The organism is Natrinema sp. HArc-T2 (assembly GCF_041821085.1).
GTDB lineage: Archaea > Halobacteriota > Halobacteria > Halobacteriales > Natrialbaceae > Natrinema.
The window spans coordinates 39,493-63,000 of the sequence record NZ_JBGUAZ010000008.1 but is presented as its reverse complement, the minus strand read 5'-3'; the positions used below and the strand labels follow the sequence as shown (position 1 = coordinate 63,000).

The following is a 23,508-nucleotide window of genomic DNA, read 5'->3' as shown; positions in this document are numbered from 1 at the left end:
GTGTCTTATGTGTACCCCCCATATGCAGTCGTAATGGTTACCGACGTCGAGCACTGGAAGGACGAACTCTACGGGACCGAGATCCGCGACGAGATCGAGCGCTTCGCCGAGGCGGGCTGGGAATCGATTCCCGAAGACGAACGAGACGCCTGGTTCGAGCGGTTCAAGTGGTTCGGCCTGTACCACCAGCGGGCCGGACAGGAATCGTATTTTATGTTGCGGATCGGCCCGCCGAGTGGCGTCCTCGAGCCGGGCCAGTTCCGACGCATCGTCGAACTCGCCGACGAGTTCTCCCGTGGTCCCGCGGAAAACCCCGAGTTCGGCAACGGCTGGCTCGACGTGACCACCCGGCAGGCGATCCAGCTTCACTGGATCCGACTCGAGGACATCCCCGAAATCTTCGAGCGCCTCGAGGATGTCGGCCTCTCGACGGTCCAGGCGTGTGGTGACTCCTGGCGAAACATCGTCGGCTGCCCGGTCGCCGGCAAGGACAAACACGAGCACGTCGATGCGGGTGCCCTTGCCACCGAACTCAACGAGACGTTCAAGCAGAACGAGGCACACTCGAACCTTCCGCGGAAGTGGAAGGTCTCGGTGACGGGCTGTGACGAAGGCTGTGGCCAGGGCGATATCAACGACCTCGCCTTCGAACCCGCCGAGAAGGAGATCGACGGGGAGACGGTGACCGGCTACAACGTCCGCGTCGGCGGCGGCCTCTCGCGAAACGAGCCGCGCTTCGCCCGGAATATCGACGTCTTCGCCACCCCGGCGCAGGCCGTCGACGTCGCCGGTGGGATTTCCGCGCTCTTCCGCGATCACGGCGACCGCGAGAACCGCTACAACGCCCGCATGAAGTTCCTCGTCGACGAGTGGGGGCCGGAGAAGGTCCGCGACACCCTGCAGGAGGAGTACGTCGACTTCGAGCTCGAGACAGCTGGCGACGACCTCCGCGAGGCGTACTCGTACAACGCGGGCGACGCCGACGGCAAACACGACCACGTCGGCATCCACGAGCAGGTCGACGGGAACTCCTACGTTGGCCTGAACGTCCTCGTCGGTCGGATCGGCGTCGACGACGCCTACGAGATCGCCGACGCAGCCGAAGAATATGCGTCTGGCGAGGTACGGCTGACACAGCGCCAGAACATCATCCTCACCGATGTTCCCGACGAGAACCTCGATTCGTTACTCGCAGAACCGGTATTCGAAACGTACAGCCCTGACCCCCATCCGTTCCAGCGCGGGTCGATCGCCTGTACGGGGACCGAGTTCTGTTCGCTCTCGATCGTCGAGACGAAGAACCGACAGGTCCGCTACGCCCGCTGGCTCAAGGAGAACGTCGACCTACCCGACGGCGTTGAGGACTTCCACATCCACCTGTCGGGCTGTACCGCCTCGTGTGCCCAGCCCCAGATCGCCGACGTCTCCCTGCGAGGAATGAAAACCCGCAAGGACGGCGAGCCGGTCGAGGCCCTCGATATCGGGCTCGGCGGCGGACTCGGCGAGGATCCGCAGTTCGCGTCCTGGGTCGCCGAACGCATCCCTGCGGACGAAGTCCCCGGCGCGATCGCGAACTTACTCGAGAACTTCGCGGCCGCCCGCGACGGCGAGGAGAGCTTCCGGGAGTTCGTCCTCGAGCGAGACGACGACGAACTCGCCGACCTCATCGAGCCAGAAGAAACGGACTACGACGATCCGTACATGCACAACACGAAGCGCACCTGGTATCCCTACGCCGAAGACGATGACCTCGAGGCGAGCCCCGCACCTGCACGCGCCGACGGTACACCGATTCCATCGGACGACTAACATGGCAGACCGATTGATGAAGGTCAACGCGTACACGACCCTCGATCTCGTTGACGCCGTCGTGACAGGTCACGACTTCGAGACGGAATCGCTGGCCGTCGTGAACGCAACGGCAGAGAGGGACGACCCCGACTGCGTTCGATTGCAGTTCGAACTGGACAACATGACTGAAACCCACCTGCCCGCGCATACGGAGATACTCGAGTTGACACCCGAGCAAGCGCGGACGATCGCGGCAGACCTCGAGAAACACGCCACGCGCGTCGAAGAGGCACACGACAGGCAGTCGGTCGAGGACCGTTCCGACACCGATAGTAGTCACTGACCGTCACTGCACGTCCGATCGCACGACGGGAGCGCGGGTCGGAACGACGACGTGGGCGAGCAGCGCGGACGATGCGATCGGTGTGTCACTCGTTTCATACGGACTACTGTCAGTCATGTCCGGCGCACCCGCCGCCCGTTCTGCGTGCGCCGGTACACCGTTACAGCAGACCGTATCAGTTGTTACGATAGTCCGTATCAAGCGACACTCGCTCGTGGCTGCACGGTCACTTGATCACGATGGTCGAAACGTATAACTGTGTGATATCTGATTTCATAGATAAATGGGGATCAACAGTGATGGAGAGAGTGACCGGACGCGGGGCCCGACCCTGTATCTCGAGTCAGGTACGCTCGAGTCCGACGAGGCGTTTTGTACCGAGGTGTTCGACGACGCGGCCGAAGGCGAGTACCGCGTCGTCCAGTTGACGTCCTCACAGTCGTTCGAATCGCTTCGGGATGCGCTCGACATCCAGTTAGAGCGAATCAACGATCCCTCGGAGGCGGCCGTCATCATCACGACACCGCAGTCCGACGGGGGTTCGACGAGGACAGTCGTCGGTGAACAGACGCCGCTGTACGGATTTCAGGTAGATCCGCAGGATTTGACCGGGATCTCGATCGTGTTCTCCCGTCTCATCGAACGGTGGGACGAAATCGAGGGGTCGGTGAAGATCTGCCTCCGCGACATCGAGTCGCTCTTACCGTATCACGATACGGACCTGATCTACCGCTTTCTGAATACTATCCTCGCGACCCTGCAGGGCGCGGGGGCCGACGTCCACGTCCATTTCCATCCAGCGGCAGCCGACGAACAGACACGCCGTCTGTTCGAATCGTTGTTCGATCACGTCGTCGAACCACAGGACTCACCGCTCGAGTCCATCACGGACGACGAGTCACCGACGGAGACCGGGCAGACGGCAGCGACGACCGCCAACGCGCTCGAAGAAGGAGGCAAGGAGTCCGACGGGAGCGCAGAGACGGTCACTCCCACGACGATGTCGGACGACGAGATCGATAGCTTCCTCGGATCGGAGGGCTACGGTGTGCTCGCCTTCGATGGGGGGTCACCGTACGCGATTCCGATGTCGTACGGATACGACGCCGATGAAGGGGTGTTATACATGCATCTGGCAGCGTTCGATGGCAGCGAAAAACAGGCTCGACTGGAACGCTCAGCCGCGGTTTCGTTCGTCGTCTCGCGGTATGCACGGCCGGACCAGTGGCGCAGCGTCATCGTCGATGGCTCGCTGTCTCCACTCTCCCGCGACGAGGTTCGACAGCGAGACGTGCTCGAGGTGTTCGCCGAAAGCGACCTCGCATCGGTCGACGTCTTCAGTCAAGACACCGCGTCGATTTCGTTCGACTGGTACGTCCTCGAGCCAGCGACGATCAGCGGTCGTCAAAGTGCGCGGTCGCTGTGAACGCCAGCCGTGACCGAGAGCGATCGCTCACGAGAGCGCATCGAGCGTGATCTCGATCGTGTTTCCGCGCGGGCTGTTTGACCGGACCTGAATGTCGCCGTTGGAGTGTTCGATAATCCAATAGACCAGCCACAACCCCAGGCCGCTCCCGTGAGAGAGCGGATCGATCTGTTCTTCACCAGTCAGGATACGGGCATCTTCCGAGGGAATGCGTGGTCCGGTATCCGAGATACGGACCGAGACAGTTCCATCGTCGTTGCGTGTGACCTCGACACGGATCTCGGACGGCGACCGATCGTTGTGAACGAGCGCGTTCTCCAGCAGTTCCTCGATCGCTCGCTCGATGTCTATCATTGCGTCGACGAAAACGGGGGCCGATGCACGAATCTCGATCCGTCCGTTCGAATACTGGGATCGAATTCGTTCGGCACACTCTCTGATCGTTTCGACGAGTTCAATCTCGGTGCGATGGGGCGGGCTCGAAACGATCTGAACGATCTCCCGTTCCTTCGAGACCGTCTCGAGCAGGCGATCACAGCTCGCGACGATTTCGCGTGCGTACGCGGCTGCGTCTCCGGGAGTGGCGTCCGTGATCGTCTCAGCATAGCCACGAATGATTGCCATCTCGTTGTTGAGGTTGTGTCTGAGCACGCGATCGAGGACCCGAAGCTGTCGAATCCGGTGCTTGCGGTACGTGATATCGCGAATGAAGGCGACGAACCGATCGCGTGGTTCATCGGTCATGATCCGACTTATCCAGACTTCGACCGGATAGGTCGAACCGTCCGCTCGCCGGTGTCGGCCATCGACCTCGACTTTATGCATCGCTCCGGGATCCATCGATCCCCATTTGTCTCGCAGTGTCGCTTCATCGATACCGCATTCGATATCGGCGATGTTCATGGAGCACAACTCGTCTCTGGTGTAGCCGAGCATCTCGACGAGCGCCTCGTTGACGTCGAGTACGGCACCATCCACGTCGTGGACGACGATGCCGTCCGGTGCTTGATCGAATAGTACACGAAGTCGTGATTGACTCCGCTCAAGATCGTGTTCGCGCTGTTTCCGCTCGGTGATATCGCGCTGGATAGCGACGAACCCCTCGATATCGCCCGTCCCGTCGACGATGGGTGCGATCGTCTGTTCGGCATGATAGCGCTCGCCGGCTTTCATCTCGTTGACGATCGATTCGTCCCACGTCTCCCCGTCGAGGATCGTCGCCCACAGCCGCTCGTAATAGTCGTCGTCGGTGTCCTCGGACCGGAGAATGTTCGGCTTCCGACCGATGGCTTCCGCAGACGTATACCCGGTGATCGTCTCGAATGCGGGATTGACGTACTCGATGGTTCCGTCGACGTCGGTAACGAAGATGGCGTCGCCAGCCTGTTCGATGGCACGTTGGCGGCGGCGCAACTCCTCGCGCATTTGCACGTCGTCAAGGGCGTATGCGATCGTCTCTCCGAGTTCGGAGAGCAGTTCTCGTTCGTTCGGTTTGAACGCACCCACCCGATCCGCGTAGACGTTCAAAACGCCATAGAGCGCGTCGTCGTAGACGAGCGGGACCGAAGCACTCGAGCGGTAGCCGCGGTCGAGCGCCTGCTCGCGCCAGGGTTCGTAGGCCGGATCGTCCGGCACGTTTTGCATGACCTGTATTTCACGGGTACGAACGGCTTTGCCGGTTGGACCCTGTGCGGTTGGTTTCTCATCCGTCGTGATACTGATCTGCTCGAGATAGCCCGCTTCGACACCGGCTGCGGCCCGTCCCGTCACTGTGTTTGATTCGGAGTTGTGCTCGCCGATCCAGGCGAACAGGTAGGACTCGGACTGGCTGATGATCTCGCAGACGCGGCGCTCGATCTCGGACCGGGTCGATGCGTGAACGAGTGCCTGATTGAGATCACGGATGACGGTGTTGATCCGCTCGAGTTTCGCTGCCCGCTCTGTCGCCAGCTCCTGGGAGACTGCATCGAGAATCTGTGTCGCCAAGAGCGGATACGCGTCTTGGTCGGGTTCGCACGGCAAGTACTCGGTCACGCCGGCGTCGACCGCCTCGCGGACGCACTCACTCGAGTGGTCGGTAGGACACAGAAAGATCGGAACCGACGGATCGGAGTTGCGAACCGCTTTAATCGCGTCAATACCTGAGCCATCCGGCAGTCGGCGTTCGGTCACGACGCAGTCGAACGCACCAGCGGCGAACCGTTCAAGACCGTCGCACAGCCGGGAAACTGTCTCGACTGTAAAGACCGCGATCTCGTGTCCGTCGGCTGGTACAGACAGCACCTCGAGAGGAAGGTGATCACCGACGTGCAAGACAGACACCGACGTATTCATACCCGTTCTTTTTTAGCTGATGACCAAAATGATTGTGTAGCAACGCAAGCATAATCACGGCACGGCACGGTCAGACAGCCCAGCCGAGTGTTCACAGTATAGTCACTCTTATTGATGAAACAGGCCGTGAATGTGTATGGCCGATCAGAATCGACCGGACGGTCGTGTGGCTGGATCTGACGAGAGCGACCGCGCGTTGTCGGCGAGCCAATCGCAGCCAGCCTCGATAACCGAGGCTATTTTCACCGCCGTCGAAGACGCGATTGCCGTTTTCACGGTCGAACGTGACGGTTCGGAACCGACCTTCCGATTCCAGCGAAACAACCACACCCACGAAGAACAGACCGGGATCACAGCGACCGCGTGCCGTGGCCGATCACTCCGTGACCTTCTCGGCGAATCGGACGGCACTGCGGCAGCCAGCCGGTTTCACGATTGCGTTTCTCGACGTGAGCCCATCGACTACGAGGAAACGCTCGAGTTCCCTCCCGGAACTGTCGAGTGGCAGACGACACTCACGCCGGTCGTCGAGGACGGCACACTCACCACGATCGTCAGCGCGTCACAGGCAGTCTCCGAGGAAACGAACCGAGAATGCAAACTTCAGTCGCTCCAGCGCGAGTACGAGACGGTTTTCGAGCACGTACAGGACGCCCTATTCCTGCTCGATGTCGACGAAGACGGGACGATTCGGTTTCAGCGGTTCAACGAGCGCGAAACCGAGTTTACGGGCAAGTCGACCGACGACATCCGTGGGAAGACGCCGGTCGAAGCCTTCGGGGACGACCTCGGAGCCGAGCTCGCAGCGAAGTATCGCGAGTGTCTCGAGTGTCGGGAACCGATCGTCTACGAGGAAACGCTCGAACTGGACGGCGAGACGACGGTCTGGCAAACCAAGCTGACGCCACTCATCGTCGACGGACGCGTCGAGCGGATCGTCGGCTCGGGGCGAGAGATCACGACGCTTAAAGACCGCGAGCAGGCACTCGAAGAGAGCAGAAACCGACTGCAAGCGTTGTTCGACCAGTCGCCGGATGCGATCGCCGTCCACGATGCGGACGGAGAGATCATCGCCACCAACGAGCAAAACGTGGAGAGTCTCGGCTACGCACGCACAGAGCTCACCTCGATGAACGTCACCGACTACGAGATCGGACTGGACCGCGAGGGCGCACGCGAGCTCTGGGCGTCGATGGACATCGGCGAGACAGTAAAAGTCGAGGGGAAACACGAGCGAAAGGACGGGTCGACGTTCCCGGTCGAAGTCTGGCTCAACAAAATCGAGATCGGTGACGAGCCGCAGTATCTCGCACTCGGTCGTGACATCACCGAGCGCATCGAGCGCGAACGAGAGCTCGCGGCGGAACGTGACTTTCTCACCACGGTCATCGAGAGCCTCCCGTATCCGTTCTACGTCCTTAACGTCGAGGAATACACGATCGAATACGCGAACTCACATGCGACCGTCGAAACGGGTGACACCTGTTACGAGCTTACTCACGGACGGACCCAGCCCTGTGATGAGGGTGAGGACCCGATCCCGTGTCCGATCGCCGAGATCAAGAACACAGACGAGCCGGTCACAGTCGAGCACGTCCACCGCGACGACGAGGGAGACGAACGGATCTTTCAGGTCCACGCGAACCCGATCTATGACGACGATGGATCCCTCGTCCGGCTGGCAGAGAGCAACATCGACATCACGGCCCGTGTCGAGTACGAACAGCAACTCGAGACCCAGCGGGACAACCTCGAGATGCTCAATCAGATCGTGCGCCACGACATCCGCAACGACCTCCAGCTCGTGCTCGCATACGCGGATACGCTCACGGCATACGTCGACGCGGATGGGAACGCGTACGTCGAGCAGGTTCTCACGGCGGCTCGCGATGCCGTCGAGATCACCGAAACAGCGAGAGACATCACGCAAGCGATGCTGCAGTCGGATGCCGACCGCTTCCCCGTTGGCCTTCAGTCCGTTCTCGAATCGGAAGTCAACGCCGTCCGCTCGAGCCACGAACGGGCAGTCGTCTACATCGACGGCACGATCCCAGATATCGAGGTACTCGCCGACGACATGGTACAGTCGCTGTTCAGAAATCTACTCAAAAACGCGATCAAGCACAACGACAAGGAGATCCCGACCGTCACCGTCACGGCAACGCGAGCGGAGACGAAGGTCAGAGTTCGGATCGCGGACAACGGTCCCGGAATCCCGGAGACACACAAAGATCGGATCTTCGATGAAGGAGAGAAAGGGCTCGAAAGCAACGGAACCGGGCTCGGGCTGCATCTAGTGAAGACGCTCGTCACTCGCTACGACGGGCGCATCTGGGTCGAAGACAACGATCCGGACGGGAGCATCTTCGTGGTGGAGCTTCCGGTCGCCGCCGAGGAGACCCCCTAAACCGAGGGACCCGATCGCCGGGCTGTGTCGGATCAGACGAATCGTGGGGCGACGACAGGAGACTGCGGACTACGATTCAATTCGGTAGAACGCATCACAGACCCGCTTTTCGAAGCGGTGGTCAACAGCCTCGGGTCGAGGCGTCATAACTGTGGCACAACTGGTGAGCCCGCGAAGACGCGTTCGAGTCCCTGTTCGATCAGCGGCGATCCATCGTACTGGACCGTGCCGTGACGCCAGTCGTAGGTGATGAGTCCTGCCTGTTCGAGCCGTGGCAACTGCCGGTGATGGAGGTCGATATCGATCGCGTCTCTGTCCGGTTGGGTCGGTCGGTTCGGATCCTGCACTTCGGATTCGAACACCACCTCGACCAACTGTGATCGATCAATCTCGAGGTCGTCCGTATTGACGAGATAGGTGAGAATACACGCCCGTCGCCAATCGGCTAAGATGGCAAAATCAGGATCGGCAGTGGTACTGACTGAATCTGCGTCCGCGTCCGCTCGCTCATCGGAGTGTGGGTGTCGCCAGAACGTCCAAGCCATATTCATCACAGCGGGCGACTCGATCAAGTACCTTCCTAGGAGAGATATTGAGACGTCTGTATCACTCCCCTATCAGTAGTTGGTAATGCGGTTTCTTTACTCAAAGTGTGTCGTGAAACTAGCGGTGAGTACAGCAACCTCTTTTACCGGGGTCCTCCCTCGTTCGCGTTGCTCACTCGGTCGAACCCCGGCAAAACCCGTTGATGTCAAAAGACCGCCGTCGCGAGGTGAAAACCCGCTCCGGCGGCGAACCGCTCGCTTCGCTCGCGGATGCTTGTTTACCGCCTGCCGTTCAATAAGCACGTGTAGTGACCGAACTTCCAGATTCTTTTTAAATAGAATTCTGAATTAATAAATCGCGCTACTATCTACTGCTATAGTAACAACTGAAACGATTTACACACCGATCGCATAGCCCTCGTTCGATCTGGTGTACATTGACTTTCAGTGGCTACTGTAGCCGTCAACGCGGATCGACCGTGTACGCGTCGACCCAGGGCGGCATCGACCGATCCTTCGACCACTCGAACAGGTGGCGCTTCTCGTTCGCGTAGTAGTATCGGTAGGCGTCGACGTAGTCGTCAGCCGTCCATCGCCCGGTCAGTTGCGGCGGGTCCGTTCGCCCCTCGGTCGGCCACTCGAGGCCACGGACGGTCGCGTCGTCCAGCGATCGAACGGTCTCCCACGAGCCGTGGCGCTCCGTCGGCCCGTGATCCCACCGGTAGCGCCACTCCTCGTGGACTGCTTCCGTATAATCGCACAGATACTGCCAGTTCGCGATCGAGCGCGCCGCCCAACGAGTCAGCGGGTGGTCGGGATGGGTAAAGGATAGCGTGTCCGATTTCGGATAACCGTTCAACTGGACCGCAGTCGTCAGCACCATCGAACACTCGAAGACGCTGCTGGTTACGTGCCGGTCGACGAGCCACGTTACGGTTCGCTCGAGGTCGCGATCGAGCCAGAAGGCGTTGACCATTCGTCGGAAGCTCCGTTGTGCAGCAGCATAGAGCTCTCACCGAACGCGACGGACGGCCCATCGTGGTGGCGTATATTCAATATCGTACGGATGATAGCAGGGTCACTATAGATGAGTGACGCCGGTTCAGACGGCCCCACAGAGTCCTACAGCGGAGAGCCGACTGCTGAGCGACTCATCGAGATAGCGACGTATTTCATCTATATCGGGATCGTCGGATTCGGCGGCCCGCTCGTCCACATCGCGATGATGGAAGACGACCTCAGCGGGGAGGACGGCTGGACTGACCAGCAGACGTTCATGGAAGGACTCGCGATCTGCAACACACTGCCGGGCCCAGCCTCGACACAACTCGGCATCTTCATGGGATGGGTTCGCGGCGGGACGCTCGGCGCGCTCGTTGCCGGCGGTGCGTTCATGCTGCCGACGTTCATCATCGTGGTCGTCTTCTCGTGGCTCTATTTCGCGTATCAGGCCGTTCCCTCCGTTGAAGCGTTCTTCTACGGGATCAATCCCGTCGTCATTGGCCTCATTGCCGGTGCGGCATGGTCGATGGGCAACTCCGCACTCGCAGAAGGTCGCACGGATCTCGAGTTCCATATCGGCTCCGAAACGTGGTCGGTCGATTACCTCCTCGGTGCCCTCCTGAGCGCGACGATCGTCGTGACCGTCGTAGCGAATCCGAATCCCGTGCTCTCGTTTATCGCAGCAGGGCTCGTCACCGTTTTCCTCTATCGGTCGACGTGGATTCGGCACAACATTCGACAGGTAGGAGTATGGGGTCTCGTCGGTGTCGTCGCCACACTCCTGTTTCTCCGACGTGATCGCATCCTCGCGGTTCTTCGACCTCGAGTCCGCACCGCTGTGGAATCCTCCCCGATTTGGGGCCTTTTAACGGTCCTCTGGACGAACGAAGGGGTGAAACTCTTCCTGTTTATGCTCTACACGGGATCGTTCATTTATGGGGGAGGGCTGGTTCTCATTCCGTTTATCGAAAAGTACGTCGTCAACGAATTCGCCTGGATGACCGGTCGTGAGTTCGTCGACGGCGTCGCTATCGGGCAACTCTCGCCCGGTCCCGTCGTGATGACGACGGCATTCATCGGCTACAAGCTCTTGCTCGACATCTCGGATGGCTCAGTTGGGGTCGCTGTCCTCGGTGCACTCGTGGCAACGATTGGCGCGTTCGGGCCCTCGTTCGTGTTTATTCTGGGTTTCTTCCCCAGCTTCGCACAGGTCCGAGAGAACGACGTCATCCAGACGGCGCTGATGGGTGTCAATGCTGCAGTGGTCGGTGCGATTTTGGGAGCGATAGTGACGCTCGCCCGCGATTCCTTCGTTGATCTCCTGACTGTCAGTGTAGCGGGACTCACGTTCGCCCTGTTTCTCCGCGGAGTCGACGCAGTATACCTCATTTTCGGCGGGGGAGCGGTCGGAATCGCCGCGTTCTATCTTCTGTGATGGAGCAACGAGAAGCGGAGGCGGAAGAACTACTCAAGGAATACGAAAGTCTCGCAGCCGAACACGGAGTCGCAGTCGAAACGAGACTCGCACACGGATCACCAGCGCGAGCGATTATCGGTGCCGTTGATGACCTCGGTGCCGATCATATCGTTATCGGGAGTCGCGGACGGACGGGCGTCGGTCGGATACTGCTGGGAAGCGTTGCTGAGGAGGTGGCAAAGCGGTCTCCAGTTTCAGTAACGATCGTTCGTCCCGAAACGTGAACCGCCTCGGGGGTACGTCCCGAGATACTCGGCCTGCTTTTTCTATAGAAACGAGAAATCCGGTCGCTCGAACGCTCACTCGCGGAACGTCACAGCAGCCTCGTTCAGCCGCGCCGCGATTCGGGTCGCGGCAATTCGGAGCTGCTCGCGAGTGGCACCGCCGTCGGTCCTGCAGGCAAGTGGGGGCGCTCTGTTACCTTGTGTTCGCTCCTCCTGAGTGCGGGGTAACTCGAGGCGACCGACGAGAGGCACATCGATACCGGGCGGTCGTCCCGAATCGCCATCGTCGTCCATCGACCCGACGGCTGGCTCGAGTGGGACGCGACCCAGAACGGGAACGTCGAACTGGTCGGCCAGGTCGTCGGCACCGCCGGTGCCGAAGATATCGTGAAGCGACTCGCAATCCGGACACTCGAATCCGGCCATGTTCTCGACGATTCCTAACACCGGGGTGTCGTGACGTGCGAAGCCGACGAGGCCACGGGCGGCGTCGTCGACCGCGACTTCCTGTGGCGTAGTCACGATAACGGCGCCGGCGACGGGGAAGTGCTGCACCAGCGAAAGGTGTGCGTCCCCGGTACCCGGTGGCAAGTCGACGATCAAGTAGTCCAGTTTACCCCACCGGACATCGCCGAATAGCTGCTTGATGAACTCGTCGACCAGCGGGCCGCGCCAGATGATTGGGTCGTCCTCGCCGGTGATGAACTCCATGCTCATCGTCCGGACGCCGTAGGCCTCGCGCGGGACCATCTCGTCGTCGCTCGTGGCGTTGGGTTGTCGCTCGTCGAGGCCGAGCAGCGTCGGCGCGTTCGGCCCGTACACGTCGGCATCGAGAAGGCCGACAGTCGCGCCCGTATCCGCCAGCGCGGCCGCGAGGTTCGTCGCGACAGTGCTCTTGCCGACGCCACCCTTGCCCGACGCGACGGCGACGACGTTTTTGACGTCGGGAAGCATGTCGACGTGTTCTCCTGGATCGGCAGCACTGGCCTGGAAATCGACATCAACCGACTCAACGTCATCGACGGACTCGGCAGCAGCGATCACGTCCGCGGCGAGTTGCTCGCGGAGTGTCTGGCTCGGCACCGGAAGCGAGATTTCGACCGACGCCACGCCGTCGCGAACGCTGATGGTACTAACGCCATCGATCGCTGTGAGGTCGACATAGAGTTCCTCGGTTCCCACCTCCGCCGAGGCGATAGCCTCCCGGACGGCCGCGGCGGTATCATCTCTCTGGCCGGCGTCGGCTGACGCTGTCGACGTCCCATTCCGCCCAGCGTGAGGAGTCGCATCGGAATCGTCCATCGCGGGTCAGTCCTCACCCTGTGGGCCGAACTCGTCCGGCTCCCATCGCTGCTCGCGACCGATCGGGCCATCCAGATACCAGGCATCGTCCTCGCCGGGGTCGGACGGCGGTGCGATCGGTCGTTTGAGCCACTTCGGTCGGCGCTTCCCGTCCGGACCATCAGCCGGCTGGGTCTTCTCGACCCACTCGCGGTAGATCTCCATGGCGCGATCGGTATCGACGTAGACGTCTCCGTAGTAGTCGTCCGGCTTCGCCGGTCGGACCCGGACCTTCTGGTGCCAGCAGTGCATCCCCGAGATGGGGTCGGGATGAGGTGCATGTGTGAGGTTCTGTGGAACGCCGCCATCGGTCCACCAGACCCTGGCAGAGTCGGGATCGTCGCTCTCGAACGGCCCGATTCCTGACTGCTGGCGCATTCCCCACTGGCTATCCTCGTCTTTCAGATCGACCGTGACCTTTCCGTAGGGATCGCCACCCTCATCGAAGTCCCCGTCAGCCTCACCGTCGCCGTCACGGTCGACTTTCCACTGGCCCATGTGGTGGCTCATCGCGGCGATACCTGGCTTGATGGACTCGGTGACCCACACTTCGTTGACGTAGTAGCCAATCTCAGTCTCGACGCGCACAAGGTCGCCCGTCTCGACGCCCAGTCGCTCGGCATCCGTACGGTGCAGCCAGACCGGGTTGTTGTGCGAGATTTCCTCGAGCCATTTGGAGTTCGACGATCGGGAGTGAATCGCCGTCGGTAGGCGGAACGTCGGCACGAGCACCATCTCGCCGTTCTCGTAGTCGATGTTCTCGGGATGGACGTGACTCTTTAGGTAATGAGGAATCGTGTATTCCTCGTCGTCCCAGCCCCACTCGGCGAGCGTCTTCGAGTAAAACTGCTGTTTGCCGGTCGGAGAGGGGAATCCGCGTTTCGGTTCGCCGTCCACGACCACGCCGAGCACCTGGGTCTCGAGGTCCGAGACCCCTCCGTGTGGAACCGTATCGTATCCTTCAGGATGATCGGCCCCCTCGTCGAGTTCGGCCGACTGCGCCGCCCCTTCGGGGATCGAGACGTCTCCGTCGTCGTCGAGCACCCGGTGGATGGTCCCGTACTCGTCGACGAACACGTCGTCGTCCTCGAGCAGCGCCGGATCGAGCGGCTCCTCGTGGAGTTCGTACTCGTTCTCGCTGGCCTCGAACGCCCCGTGGTGTTTCATGTACTCGAGGGGCTCCATGCCGGCTTCTTCGGCTGCCTCGACGAGGTTCTCCTCGTGTTCGAAGACGTAGCGGTAGTACTCGTCGACGGTCATCTGCGGGGGTTCGTCGGCAGCCTCGTCACTGCTCGGCACCCCTCGCTCGGCTGCGCTGTCGTCTCGCTGTGTCGCCGTACCGCCGTTTGCTGCGGTCGTCTCGCCATCTCGATACGGGCTCTCGAAGTGCTCCCGGATACCCAACTCGCCGTCCTCGTCGACGCGCCAAGAGAGGTCCATCCAGAACTCGTCTTCCTCCCAGACTTCGCCCGGATTGGCCTCGTAGGTGCGCTCGATGTCTTCGCCCTCGCGCTCGGCGAACTCCCGCTGGACGGGCTGGCGGTAGGTGACCCACGTCGCGGCGTGGGTTTCCTGACTCTGGATGTCGTGGCGCTCGGGACTGTGGCCCATCGGCAGGACGTAATCTGCGAAGTACGCCGTCTCGTTCCAGGTGGGCGTCAGCGCGACGTGCATTCCGACTTTGTCCTCGTCGCTCAGCGCCTCGATCCAGGAGAACCCGTCGGGGTAGGTGTAGACGGGGTTGAACACGCGGGTGAAGTACACCGACAGCTTGCCACGGCCCTCCTTGAGGAAGTACGGCAGGAGCTGGCTCATCTCGTAGTGGGCGAACGGCCACTCCGGCGGCAACTGGAGTTCGTCCCACAGCTGCTGGCGCGGTGGTTCCTTCGGCAGTTCCGGCTCGAACTGGTGCCAGGCGTTGGGCGAGGTGCCACCTTTCGTGCCAACGCTGCCGGTGAGCACGGACAGGAAGTGCAGCGCCCGACTGACCTGCCAGCCGCCCTCGTTGCCCGACGCCGCAGAGCGCCAGATGTGGCTGGCAAACCGTGAACCAGCAATGCCGATTTTCCGACCCACTTTCTCGATGGTGGCGGCGTCGACGCCGCTCTCGGCCTCGGCGTACTCGGGTGTAAAGCCCGCGTACGTGTCCCGGAGCACGTCGAGGTACGTCTCGAACGTCCGTTCGCGGCCGGGATGTTCCTCGTCGAGGAACTGCTGCCAGTTCACCCAGTTGGAGAGGAACTCCTCGTCGTAGAGCCCCTCCTCGAGGATGACGTTCGCCATCGCCAGCAAGACCGCGGCTTCGCTGCCGGGCTGGGTAGGCAGCCAGTAATCGGACATGGCAGCGGTGTTCGACAGCCGCGGATCGAGCACCGCGAGCTGGCCCCCCTCCATGACGCCCTCGATGATGCGCTGGGCGTGGGGGTTGAAGTAGTGGCCCGACTCGAGGTGGGCGGACAACAGCAGGATGAACTCGGCGTTGGCGAAGTCCGCGCTCGGCCGGTCGTACTTGTGCCAGAAGGCATACCCCGCGCGGGCACCCGCCGAGCAGATGTTCGTATGGGAGTTGTGGCCGTCCAGTCCCCAGGCGTTGATGACCCGGTCCATATACCCCTCGTGGCCGGGCCTGCCGACGTGGTAGGTAATCTCATTTTCGCGACCATCGGTGATAGTTTCGCGCATCTCGCTGGCGATGTCCTCGAGGGCATCGTCCCAAGACACGCGGGTCCACTCGCCGCTCCCACGTGGGCCGTCACGCTTGAGTGGATAGCGAATTCGCTGGGGGTCTTTGATCTGATTGATCGTGGCTGGTCCCTTCGCGCAGTTGCGCCCTCGGCTTCCGGGGTGTTCGGGATTGCCCTCGATCTTGCGGATGTCGCCGGTCTCCTTGTCGATGTAGGTGAGCAGTCCACAGCCGGCCTCACAGTTGAAACAGGCCGTCGGGACGACCGAGTACTCCTTCGGGAGGCCCTCGGACTCGTACTCCACCCAGTCTTGCCACTGCTCGGGGTCGGGATATGAGCCGAGTTTACCCTCCGGGGCGATTCTGTCGATGCCGTCGACGCCGCGGCGCTGTCGCTGTTTTTTCGTGTTCTCAGTGCGATTCGAAATGACGCCGAGTCGTTCGGCGAGTTTCTCGATACGGCTCGGATCGAATTCGTGTCCCATGGTCAAGCGAGTGAAATGGTCTGTGGGGCGGTTATCCAGCAATACTCGAAGGCGAATAGCCCAGCAAGTGCGAGCGCGCCGGCCACCGCCGCGAGGATCGGCCAGCCGACGGCCAGCGCCGCCAGCGGCAACAGGATGCCGAGGACGACGCCACCGATCCAGAACGCTGTCCGGAATCGGCCACGTGTGATGCGCGCAGCGGCCTCCTCGGCGTCCTCGGTCTGGTGGGGCGTGAAGATCTCGGAAGCAACCAGCACAGCGTGACCAATGAGGCCGGCGCCGAGCGCCAACGCCGACGGCCCGACCATCGTTTCAAACCACGGCACACCCGCGACGCCAAGGACGACCAGTGTCGCGCTGCCGGCGACGACCGACTGCGTGAACATGTGCAACGGCATCGCAGGACTCTGCCAGAGGTCTCGCCCCTTCGACTGACTGAACAGGAAGGCGGTGTAGACCGCTGTCGCCGAACCGAGGACGGCGGCCACACCCAGCGAAAGCGGGGTGACGATAGCGTCGATTCCGAGAAGCGCCCCCAGTACGACCAGTCCGAGATACGCGCCGGTCGCCGAGATGATGTAAGCCCCCTTCACGAGCCAGGAGTTCCAGTTCGGTCGCAACAGCACCCAATGGAACCGCGTCGGTTGCTCGAGGTCTAGAATGAGGAGAACACCGGTCGCCGCCAGAAACAGCCCGCTGACGAACGCGCTCGCGCCGAAGGCGGCCACGTTGGGTTCGACCAGTCCGAACAGCATGAACAGCGCCGGGAGCATGAGCGCCCCGGCGGCAATCCCCTTCGTCCACGTGTAGGAGTACACCTCCCACCCCCAGGAGCCGTAGTGACTCTCGCCGATGTCGTAGACCCGCGTTGCCTCCTCGTGGAGGAGTTCGTAGGCGCGTTCGGTCCGGCTCGTGTCACCCTCGTCGTCGCGTGCCCGTCCGGACGGGTCAGTGGCGTAGCCACCGTCGGACTGGTAGCCGCTGTCTGACTGCCCGTCTGCAGTCCGGGTGGCGTCAGATCGGTCGGTGGTCCCTCCATCGCCACACGCACAGGAGTCACAGCCACAGTCCTCCCGCCCTCCATCCGCGCGGGCTTCCGAGTCATCCGAGCTGTCGGCACCGCTAAGCGAGACATCGGACGCCGCAAGCGACTCGGCTGCCTTCTCGAGGTCGAAATCGGGAACCGAGCCGCCCTCGGTCTCGACCTGATGGGGCGCGTCGCTCCACATGTAGTGTTCTTCGCGGGCGGTCGTCCCCGGCGTAGTACTGCCTTCGTCGCCGTCGACGTAGAACAGCTTCGGCTCGGTCCCTTTCTCGGGTTTACGGGCCTGGACCTCCTCGCGGGAGATCGTGCGCGCGATTTTGGTGTCCGGATTCTCGAGATCGCCGGCGAGAATCGCGTCCTCGGGACAGACGGTCACACAGGCCGGCTCGCGCCCCGTGTCGACCCGGTGGCTACAGTAGTTACACTTCGCCGCGGTCTCCGAGTTCGGATCGATATAGAGCGCGTCGTACGGACACCCCTGCATGCAGGCCTTGCAGCCGATACAGCGCTCTGGGTCGAAGTCGACGATGCCGTCCTCGCGTTCCCAGAGCGCGGTCACGGGACAGACATCGGTACACGGTGAATCATCGCAGTGGTTACACCGCATCACCGAGAAATTACGATTCGTATTGGGGAATTCACCTTTCTCGATGTACTTGACCCACGTTTTGTTCACACCGATCGGATCGTCGTGCTCACCCTTACAGGCAACCGTGCAGGCGTGACAACCGATACACCTCCTGTTATCGATGACGAAGCCATAGTTCGTGATGGAGACCACCTCTGTTGGTTCGTGGCAACAATCAACGTGAGTCAAGATAACACTTAAAACTTGCGCGGATTGCACAATATACCGAATAAAGTGCATTTCAGCCGGCGGGACGGCCTGAATCAGCGGAACCGCTTCTCGACCGTCATTCGAGCATCACTGTCTGAGAGAGGCGATACCGCCTCGGATACCGGTATCCACGGCTGAGAATGTCACCCAATTTTCAAAGATCCGAAACTTTATCGGCCTGTGCGCGGTAGATAACGTTGTACGAGGCCGGCAAGACACATGAGTACAGACTACGACATCACCGAAACAGTCGACGTCAAAGGGCTGAACTGCCCGATGCCGGTTGTGAAGGCAAAGCAGGCGGTCGACAGCCTCGAGTCGGGAGACGTCCTTGCGGTCATCGCGACGGACCCGGGGAGTATGTCCGACATCAAAGGGTGGGCGAGCTCGACAGACGGGGTAGAGCTTCTCGAACAAGCCGAGGGCGACGAAGACGGTGAGACCGTCTATCGACACTACGTGCGGAGGACAGGGACATGAGCACTGATTCGCCGACGGAGCAAGCGACAACGGACCCAAGCACAGCGAACGTCCAAGAGCAACTCGACGAGCTTCGAGCAGAACTCGCCGCGATGAAAAGCGATGACGCCGACGACCAAAAGCGGATGACCATCATCGCGACGAAGGGGACGCTGGACATGGCGTACCCACCGCTCATTCTGGCGAGCACGGCGGCGGCGTTCGGCTGGGACGTTACGGTCTTTCACACGTTCTGGGGCCTGGAGATGCTCCACGAGGAGCGCTCGAAGGAACTCAAGTTGAGTTCCGTCGGGAACCCGAACATGCCGGTTCCGAACGTCCTCGCCGCGCTTCCCGGCATGGATCGAATGACGACGTGGATGATGAATCGCCGCATCGAAGACAATGACACGGCCACCATCGAGGAGCTCATCGACACCTCCCTCGAGATGGGCGTCGAGCTACAGGCCTGTCAAATGACTCAGGATCTGATGGACTACGACGAAGCGGAGTTCTACGACGGCGTCACGACGGGCGTTGGCGCGGCGACCGCACTCGAGCACATGGCCGACGCAGACATCCAACTACTCGTGTAACCATGCCATCCATCGACAAGATCGGTATCATCGTGTACAGTGACGATCCGAAAAGTCTCGCCATGGCCATGAACCTCGGTCAGGTCGCCCTGGCGATGGACACGGAGGTGGTCGTCTACTTCACGTTCGACGGCCTCACACATCTGATGGCGGGTGAAAAGGACCTCGGCGACTTCGAGCGGATGGTCGAGGCGGGCGTACCTGACCCCTACGAGATGCTCGCAGACTTCGTCGAAACCGGAGACGAACTCGTCACGACCGTCGCCTGCACAACGACCATCGACATGCTTGACTGGGATCAAGAAGGAATGGACGACGCGGTGACGACCGAGTTCGCCGGTGCAGCCGCGTTCCTCGACGAAACGTCGGACGCTGCCCACGTGTTCAGCTTCGGGTAGTCAGTCGCCCGTCATCGCCTCCTGCGTTGCAGCGCAGTTGTTCGGCCCAAGCTCTAACTCGAACGCACGGTCGTCATCGACATCCTGCTGGCCGAGATTCGTCGCGATGATCTCCTCGAAGTTGGCCGGCCGTGGTGGCATATCTGACAGGATCAACTCGACGAACTCGTCGCGGTCCATCGACAGCGCCGACATGTGGTCCTCGAGGTCGTCCAGCTGCGCCGTGTAGGTCCCGTCCGATGCTGGCTCGGCCGCGTCGCTGAAGTGCCCCGGCGCGACGACGGTGTCGTCCGGCAGCGACAGGATCTCCTGTAAGGTGTCGTACAGCTGTCGGGCAGCGTCAGGCGCGCCCTCGGCTCCCTCTTCCAAATCCGGCCGCGCGACGCTCTCCGTGAACAGACCATCGCCCGTCAGCAACACACCGCCGTCGACGAGGAATGACGTCATTCCCGTCGTATGCCCCGGCGTCGCGTGAACCTCGATGGTGGCGTCGCCGACTGAGAGAACGTCGCCGTCCTCGACGACGCGGTTCACATCGTACTCGACGCCTCGCTCGATGGCACGTTGCGACAACACGGCGGTGGCACCAGTGTGGTCTGCGACCTCGCGAACGCCGCTGATGTGGTCCGCGTGGACGTGCGTGTCAATTGCGTACGTTAGATCGACGTCGAGGTCGTCCGCGAGATCGACGTAGAAGTCGGCGAACGCCCGAAGCGGATCGACGAGCGCTCCCTCGCCGCCGTGGTGAACGAGATAGGAGAGAGACCCACTCGAGGGGCGCTGAAGCTGCAGTACAGTCGCCGGTCCAGGCGCGCGCGACATCTCGACGACATCGTAGATGCGGGCCCAGCCGTTCATTCCGTCAGCCATGTTCACCGCGTCGATATCATGCTCGAGTAGCGTTCCAGCGACGAAATGGCTCGAACCCCCCTTCGCACAGACAGCGACGACCGGATCGCCCTCCGGGACCCGTTCGAGCAGTTCGTCGTCGACATCGTCGAGGAATTCGTAGTACGGGATGTTTACCGCCGTGATGTCATCGTCCTCGATGTGCCACTCTTCGTACTCGTCTTCTGCACGGACATCGAGGAGGGTTACCTGTTCACCTGCGTCAATACGGTCGCGGAGTTCCTCCGGATCGATGGACGACACCTCGATGTCCTCGGGGAGATACTCCGCCAGTTCGTCTGGCTCGCCCATGCCATATATTGGCACGGATTTCGTCTTAATGATTTGTCTCAGTTTAACAGAGAGTTTAAATATAAAGTGCATACGAGGTGTCGCGTTTTCTGAGCGCCGCTGTCGAAACCCGCGAGGACCAGGTCCAGAACCCGACGCGCGCGAGCGGAAACAGTACGATTCCACACGGTAGCGTGTCTGCTGTGCAATCGGAGACTGCCTCGAGCGAAAGAAGCGAAACGTCAGCAAGACGTTATCGAACCATCGACGCGGAGTTGGAGCGACGCCCCAAGTGACGATGGAAAACGACGTACGCCGCGAGTGCTGCCGAAACGATTCCGACCGGGACACCACCGAATAGTATCGCTGCTATGAGTCCGGTAGCCTGCGTCGAGAGCACGATCATGGCAACCCCACCACCGCCGAGAAAGCCGAGTATCGCCGCAACCGTCGTCCAGAGCCGTCGCGACGTTTCCGGAGTCGCCGTGCCGGTGGCGGTGCGCTCCTCCCAGTAGGTCAGTCCCAGATATGTCAGCGGGAGCAAGGCAGTTCCAGCGACGAGTCCGGCAGGCAAACCCAGCATCGCAGACGGCCAGACGTAAGGCTCGAGCGCTTCGGTCACGCCGATACCGACAGCGAGAAAGCCGAGCACGCCCACGAGAAGGCTTCCGAGACGCTTGATCCAGTTCCCCATAGCTGTCAGTCACGGCGTCTGACTATATGATCGTGCCGGGGACATCCTACACCATCTCTTCCAATGATCGGACGGTATCGGACATGATCCACGCCGTCTCGCTGTCCGGCTCTTCGATGCAGATCGCAAAAAACGAGTCACGACCGTCATCAACGGTGATCCGATAGCCACGACTGACTAGCGCTTGCTCCTCGCCACCACGAGATTCTGCGGAGGTCACATCCGCCTTCAGGGTCACCAGCGGATAACGAACACGATTTGGACGGATACATCTTGCCAAGACTATAATAACAGCTGAAACGAGTGACACACCGATCGAACAGTCCACGGTTCTCACTCACGTCGTCGCTCCGACCCGCGCTTCCGTCGTGCGATCGAGTGTGTAGTGACGTTCAATGGCGACTATAGACATCGTTGTGATGGATTTGGTAACGTTTCAAGGACCACGGAGCTTTCACAGCGCGGGAACACCAGAGGGGGTACTTCAGTGAGTCTCTCGATAGTCGGATCATCGCGAACCATGACCGAGTTCCCAATCACAGACGACGATGGACTCGTGCAGTGTACATGCGAGACAGACGAGCTCTTTCGTCTGCTCACGGACGCCTCCCGACGACGGGCTATCGCATTGCTAGAAAACCTGGAAGATAACTGGATCCGTGTCGACGAGATGGCACAGCGCCTCTCGAGGACACGCGAAGACGAAACTGTGACCGATTGGGAACGAGATCTTCACCACATTCACTTGCCGATGCTCGAGGACACAGGGCTGATCGACTACGACAGACAGGGAAGGGTAGTACGATACTATCACTCTGAGACGGTCGGAGAGATCCTCAGCGTACTCGACTCGGGCGATAGTCATACCTAAACGGGTTCAGACGGACTCCTGTCAGGCGGTGCCGGGAGGCCCGCAGAGCGGTCGCGATCCCAGCGGGACGGCGGGATAACAGCCCGTTTCACACACCGACGCAGGGCCCTCGTGCGATCGGGTATGCTATGCCAGGAAGTAGCGACGATATCCCACCATCGTCTTTGGCTGTGCGACACGCCTTACATTGTCCTTCGAGGGAACGGAATGTGTCTTGTTAGTTATACGACGCAGCAGATAGTAAGAGCCAGAAATATATCTCTGGGTGATATAGCATGCGTTGGGATGCCATACCACGAGAATCGGCGGCGGTTCCTCGAAGTGGCGGGTGCTGCCGGTGTAGCCGCACTCGCCGGTTGTATTGGCGGTGACGGTGGCAACGAAAATCGTCTCAGCTGGCACGCCGGTGGGACTGGTGGGACGTACTACCCGCTCTCGAACGAGTTCAAAACGATTGTCGAAGACAACACCGACTTCTCGCTAAACGTCCAGTCGACGGGCGCAAGCGTCGAGAACGTCGGCAGTCTCGCGGACGGCTCGGCCGATTTCGCGCTCATCCAGAACGACATTGCGTCCTTTGCGAAGGAAGGTACCGGAATCGACGCCTTCCAGGACAACCCGATCGACACTCTTCAAGGCGTCGCGACGCTATACCCAGAGACGATCACGCTCGTCACGCTTGCCGGAAACGGCATCTCGTCGCTCGAGGACTTAACCGGCGCGACGATCAACACGGGCGACCTCGGATCGGGGACGCAGGTCAACGCCCTCCAGATCCTCGAGTCGGTCGGAATATCGGACTTCGAGGAGCAAAACGCCGGCTTCTCGCAGGCGTCCGAACAGCTTGCCAACGGAGACATCGACGCGGCCTTCGTCGTCGGCGGGTGGCCGGTCGGCGCGATCGAAGACCTCGCCAACACGAACGATATCGTGATCGTTCCGATCGAGGGCGAGAACCGCGAGGCAGTCAAATCGGATGCCTCCTGGTTCTCTGACGATACGATTCCCGGTGGCACCTACAGTGGTGTCGAAGAGGACGTTGATACCGTCGCAGTGCAGGCGATGATCGCCACACACGCCGACGTGGCTGCCGATACTGTCGAGACGGTCACCGCGGCGATCTTCGACAACCTCGGTGAGCTCTCGATCAAGACCGACTTCATTTCGGTCGACAGCGCACAAGACGGGATGTCCATCGAGCTTCACGAAGGTGCGGCGGCGTACTTCGACGCTTGATCCGGGTTCGTATCGGCAGCTCGAGGCAGCGGTACAGACACGTGATCGATCGGCCATGCGCCGGGCCGCGGAACGAGTCATGAACACGGACACCAGTGGAGCCTGTGGGACCGTGACCCTCGCTATCAGTGGTT

General features: G+C 61.0%; 20 protein-coding genes. 11 read left to right on the top strand and 9 right to left on the bottom strand.

Features of this window, described 5'->3' with window-relative positions; translation table 11 throughout:
- The first annotated feature begins 33 nt into the window (after nucleotides 1-33).
- From ACERI1_RS16430 to ACERI1_RS16420, 3 genes are all read left to right on the top strand, one after another.
- Nucleotides 34-1,809, top strand: a complete 1,776-nt coding sequence (locus ACERI1_RS16430) for a nitrite/sulfite reductase (RefSeq protein WP_373619546.1) — start codon at nucleotides 34-36, stop codon at nucleotides 1,807-1,809.
- Between the two features lies 1 nt (nucleotide 1,810).
- Nucleotides 1,811-2,134: a DUF6360 family protein gene (locus ACERI1_RS16425; RefSeq protein ID WP_373619545.1), complete on the top strand. Its 324-nt coding sequence runs from the start codon at nucleotides 1,811-1,813 to the stop codon at nucleotides 2,132-2,134.
- Between the two features lie 283 nt (nucleotides 2,135-2,417).
- Nucleotides 2,418-3,560: a pyridoxamine 5'-phosphate oxidase family protein gene (locus tag ACERI1_RS16420; protein ID WP_373619544.1), complete on the top strand. Its 1,143-nt coding sequence runs from the start codon at nucleotides 2,418-2,420 to the stop codon at nucleotides 3,558-3,560.
- Nucleotides 3,561-3,587: 27 nt separating this feature from the next.
- On the opposite strand, the gene ACERI1_RS16415 is transcribed toward ACERI1_RS16420, so the two are convergent.
- On the bottom strand, nucleotides 3,588-5,894 hold the full coding sequence (locus ACERI1_RS16415) for a PAS domain S-box protein (RefSeq protein ID WP_373619543.1): 2,307 nt from the start codon (nucleotides 5,892-5,894) through the stop codon (nucleotides 3,588-3,590).
- 136 nt (nucleotides 5,895-6,030) lie between these two features.
- Here ACERI1_RS16415 and ACERI1_RS16410 point away from each other — a divergent pair, with 136 nt between their 5' ends.
- Nucleotides 6,031-8,301, top strand: coding sequence for a PAS domain S-box protein (locus ACERI1_RS16410; protein ID WP_373619542.1), 2,271 nt, complete (start codon nucleotides 6,031-6,033; stop codon nucleotides 8,299-8,301).
- A gap of 143 nt (nucleotides 8,302-8,444) precedes the next feature.
- Here the strand turns inward: ACERI1_RS16410 and ACERI1_RS16405 are convergent, their stop codons facing one another.
- Nucleotides 8,445-8,846 (bottom strand): hypothetical protein, encoded by a 402-nt coding sequence (locus ACERI1_RS16405; RefSeq protein ID WP_373619540.1) that lies wholly within the window; start codon nucleotides 8,844-8,846, stop codon nucleotides 8,445-8,447.
- 463 nt (nucleotides 8,847-9,309) lie between these two features.
- Nucleotides 9,310-9,822, bottom strand: a complete 513-nt coding sequence (locus ACERI1_RS16400) for a hypothetical protein (protein WP_373619539.1) — start codon at nucleotides 9,820-9,822, stop codon at nucleotides 9,310-9,312.
- A gap of 111 nt (nucleotides 9,823-9,933) precedes the next feature.
- On the opposite strand from ACERI1_RS16400, the gene chrA reads away from it, so the two are divergent.
- Together chrA and ACERI1_RS16390 are read left to right on the top strand one after the other, a co-directional pair.
- On the top strand, nucleotides 9,934-11,283 hold the full coding sequence (gene chrA, locus ACERI1_RS16395; RefSeq protein WP_373619537.1) for a chromate efflux transporter: 1,350 nt from the start codon (nucleotides 9,934-9,936) through the stop codon (nucleotides 11,281-11,283).
- The gene (locus tag ACERI1_RS16390; protein ID WP_373619536.1) at nucleotides 11,283-11,549 is read left to right on the top strand and encodes a universal stress protein; all 267 of its coding nucleotides are present in this window, start codon (nucleotides 11,283-11,285) and stop codon (nucleotides 11,547-11,549) included. The genes chrA and ACERI1_RS16390 overlap by 1 nt, the downstream gene beginning before the upstream one ends.
- 75 nt (nucleotides 11,550-11,624) lie before the next feature.
- On the opposite strand, the gene ACERI1_RS16385 is transcribed toward ACERI1_RS16390, so the two are convergent.
- The 3 genes from ACERI1_RS16385 to ACERI1_RS16375 are packed head-to-tail and all read right to left on the bottom strand — an operon-like array spanning nucleotide 11,625 to nucleotide 17,779.
- Nucleotides 11,625-12,851, bottom strand: coding sequence for an Mrp/NBP35 family ATP-binding protein (locus ACERI1_RS16385; RefSeq protein WP_373619535.1), 1,227 nt, complete (start codon nucleotides 12,849-12,851; stop codon nucleotides 11,625-11,627).
- A 6-nt stretch (nucleotides 12,852-12,857) separates the two neighbouring features.
- The gene (locus tag ACERI1_RS16380) at nucleotides 12,858-16,058 is read right to left on the bottom strand and encodes a molybdopterin-dependent oxidoreductase (RefSeq protein ID WP_373619534.1); all 3,201 of its coding nucleotides are present in this window, start codon (nucleotides 16,056-16,058) and stop codon (nucleotides 12,858-12,860) included.
- Nucleotides 16,059-16,060: 2 nt separating this feature from the next.
- Complete coding sequence (locus ACERI1_RS16375) at nucleotides 16,061-17,779, bottom strand: 4Fe-4S dicluster domain-containing protein (RefSeq protein WP_373619533.1); 1,719 nt, start codon at nucleotides 17,777-17,779, stop codon at nucleotides 16,061-16,063.
- A 381-nt stretch (nucleotides 17,780-18,160) separates the two neighbouring features.
- On the opposite strand from ACERI1_RS16375, the gene ACERI1_RS16370 reads away from it, so the two are divergent.
- From ACERI1_RS16370 to ACERI1_RS16360, 3 genes are read left to right on the top strand one after another with little or no spacing between them, the layout of a single operon-like run.
- The gene (locus ACERI1_RS16370) at nucleotides 18,161-18,421 is read left to right on the top strand and encodes a sulfurtransferase TusA family protein (protein ID WP_373619532.1); all 261 of its coding nucleotides are present in this window, start codon (nucleotides 18,161-18,163) and stop codon (nucleotides 18,419-18,421) included.
- Nucleotides 18,418-18,996, top strand: a complete 579-nt coding sequence (locus ACERI1_RS16365; protein WP_373619531.1) for a DsrE/DsrF/DrsH-like family protein — start codon at nucleotides 18,418-18,420, stop codon at nucleotides 18,994-18,996. Before ACERI1_RS16370 ends, ACERI1_RS16365 begins: the two co-directional genes overlap by 4 nt.
- Before the next feature lie 2 nt (nucleotides 18,997-18,998).
- A complete protein-coding gene (locus ACERI1_RS16360; RefSeq protein WP_373619530.1) occupies nucleotides 18,999-19,394 on the top strand; it encodes a hypothetical protein in 396 nt (131 codons plus the stop codon).
- On the opposite strand, the gene ACERI1_RS16355 is transcribed toward ACERI1_RS16360, so the two are convergent.
- From ACERI1_RS16355 to ACERI1_RS16345, 3 genes are all read right to left on the bottom strand, one after another.
- Nucleotides 19,395-20,594: an MBL fold metallo-hydrolase gene (locus ACERI1_RS16355; protein ID WP_373619529.1), complete on the bottom strand. Its 1,200-nt coding sequence runs from the start codon at nucleotides 20,592-20,594 to the stop codon at nucleotides 19,395-19,397.
- 232 nt (nucleotides 20,595-20,826) lie between these two features.
- Nucleotides 20,827-21,267 (bottom strand): hypothetical protein, encoded by a 441-nt coding sequence (locus ACERI1_RS16350; protein WP_373619528.1) that lies wholly within the window; start codon nucleotides 21,265-21,267, stop codon nucleotides 20,827-20,829.
- Between the two features lie 46 nt (nucleotides 21,268-21,313).
- Complete coding sequence (locus ACERI1_RS16345; protein WP_373619527.1) at nucleotides 21,314-21,487, bottom strand: hypothetical protein; 174 nt, start codon at nucleotides 21,485-21,487, stop codon at nucleotides 21,314-21,316.
- Nucleotides 21,488-21,787: 300 nt separating this feature from the next.
- On the opposite strand from ACERI1_RS16345, the gene ACERI1_RS16340 reads away from it, so the two are divergent.
- Nucleotides 21,788-22,138 (top strand): ArsR family transcriptional regulator, encoded by a 351-nt coding sequence (locus ACERI1_RS16340; protein WP_373619526.1) that lies wholly within the window; start codon nucleotides 21,788-21,790, stop codon nucleotides 22,136-22,138.
- Between the two features lie 285 nt (nucleotides 22,139-22,423).
- Nucleotides 22,424-23,374 carry a TAXI family TRAP transporter solute-binding subunit gene (locus ACERI1_RS16335; protein ID WP_373619525.1) on the top strand — a complete coding sequence of 317 codons (951 nt, stop codon included), beginning with the start codon at nucleotides 22,424-22,426 and terminating at the stop codon, nucleotides 23,372-23,374.
- The last annotated feature ends 134 nt before the right edge of the window (nucleotides 23,375-23,508 follow it).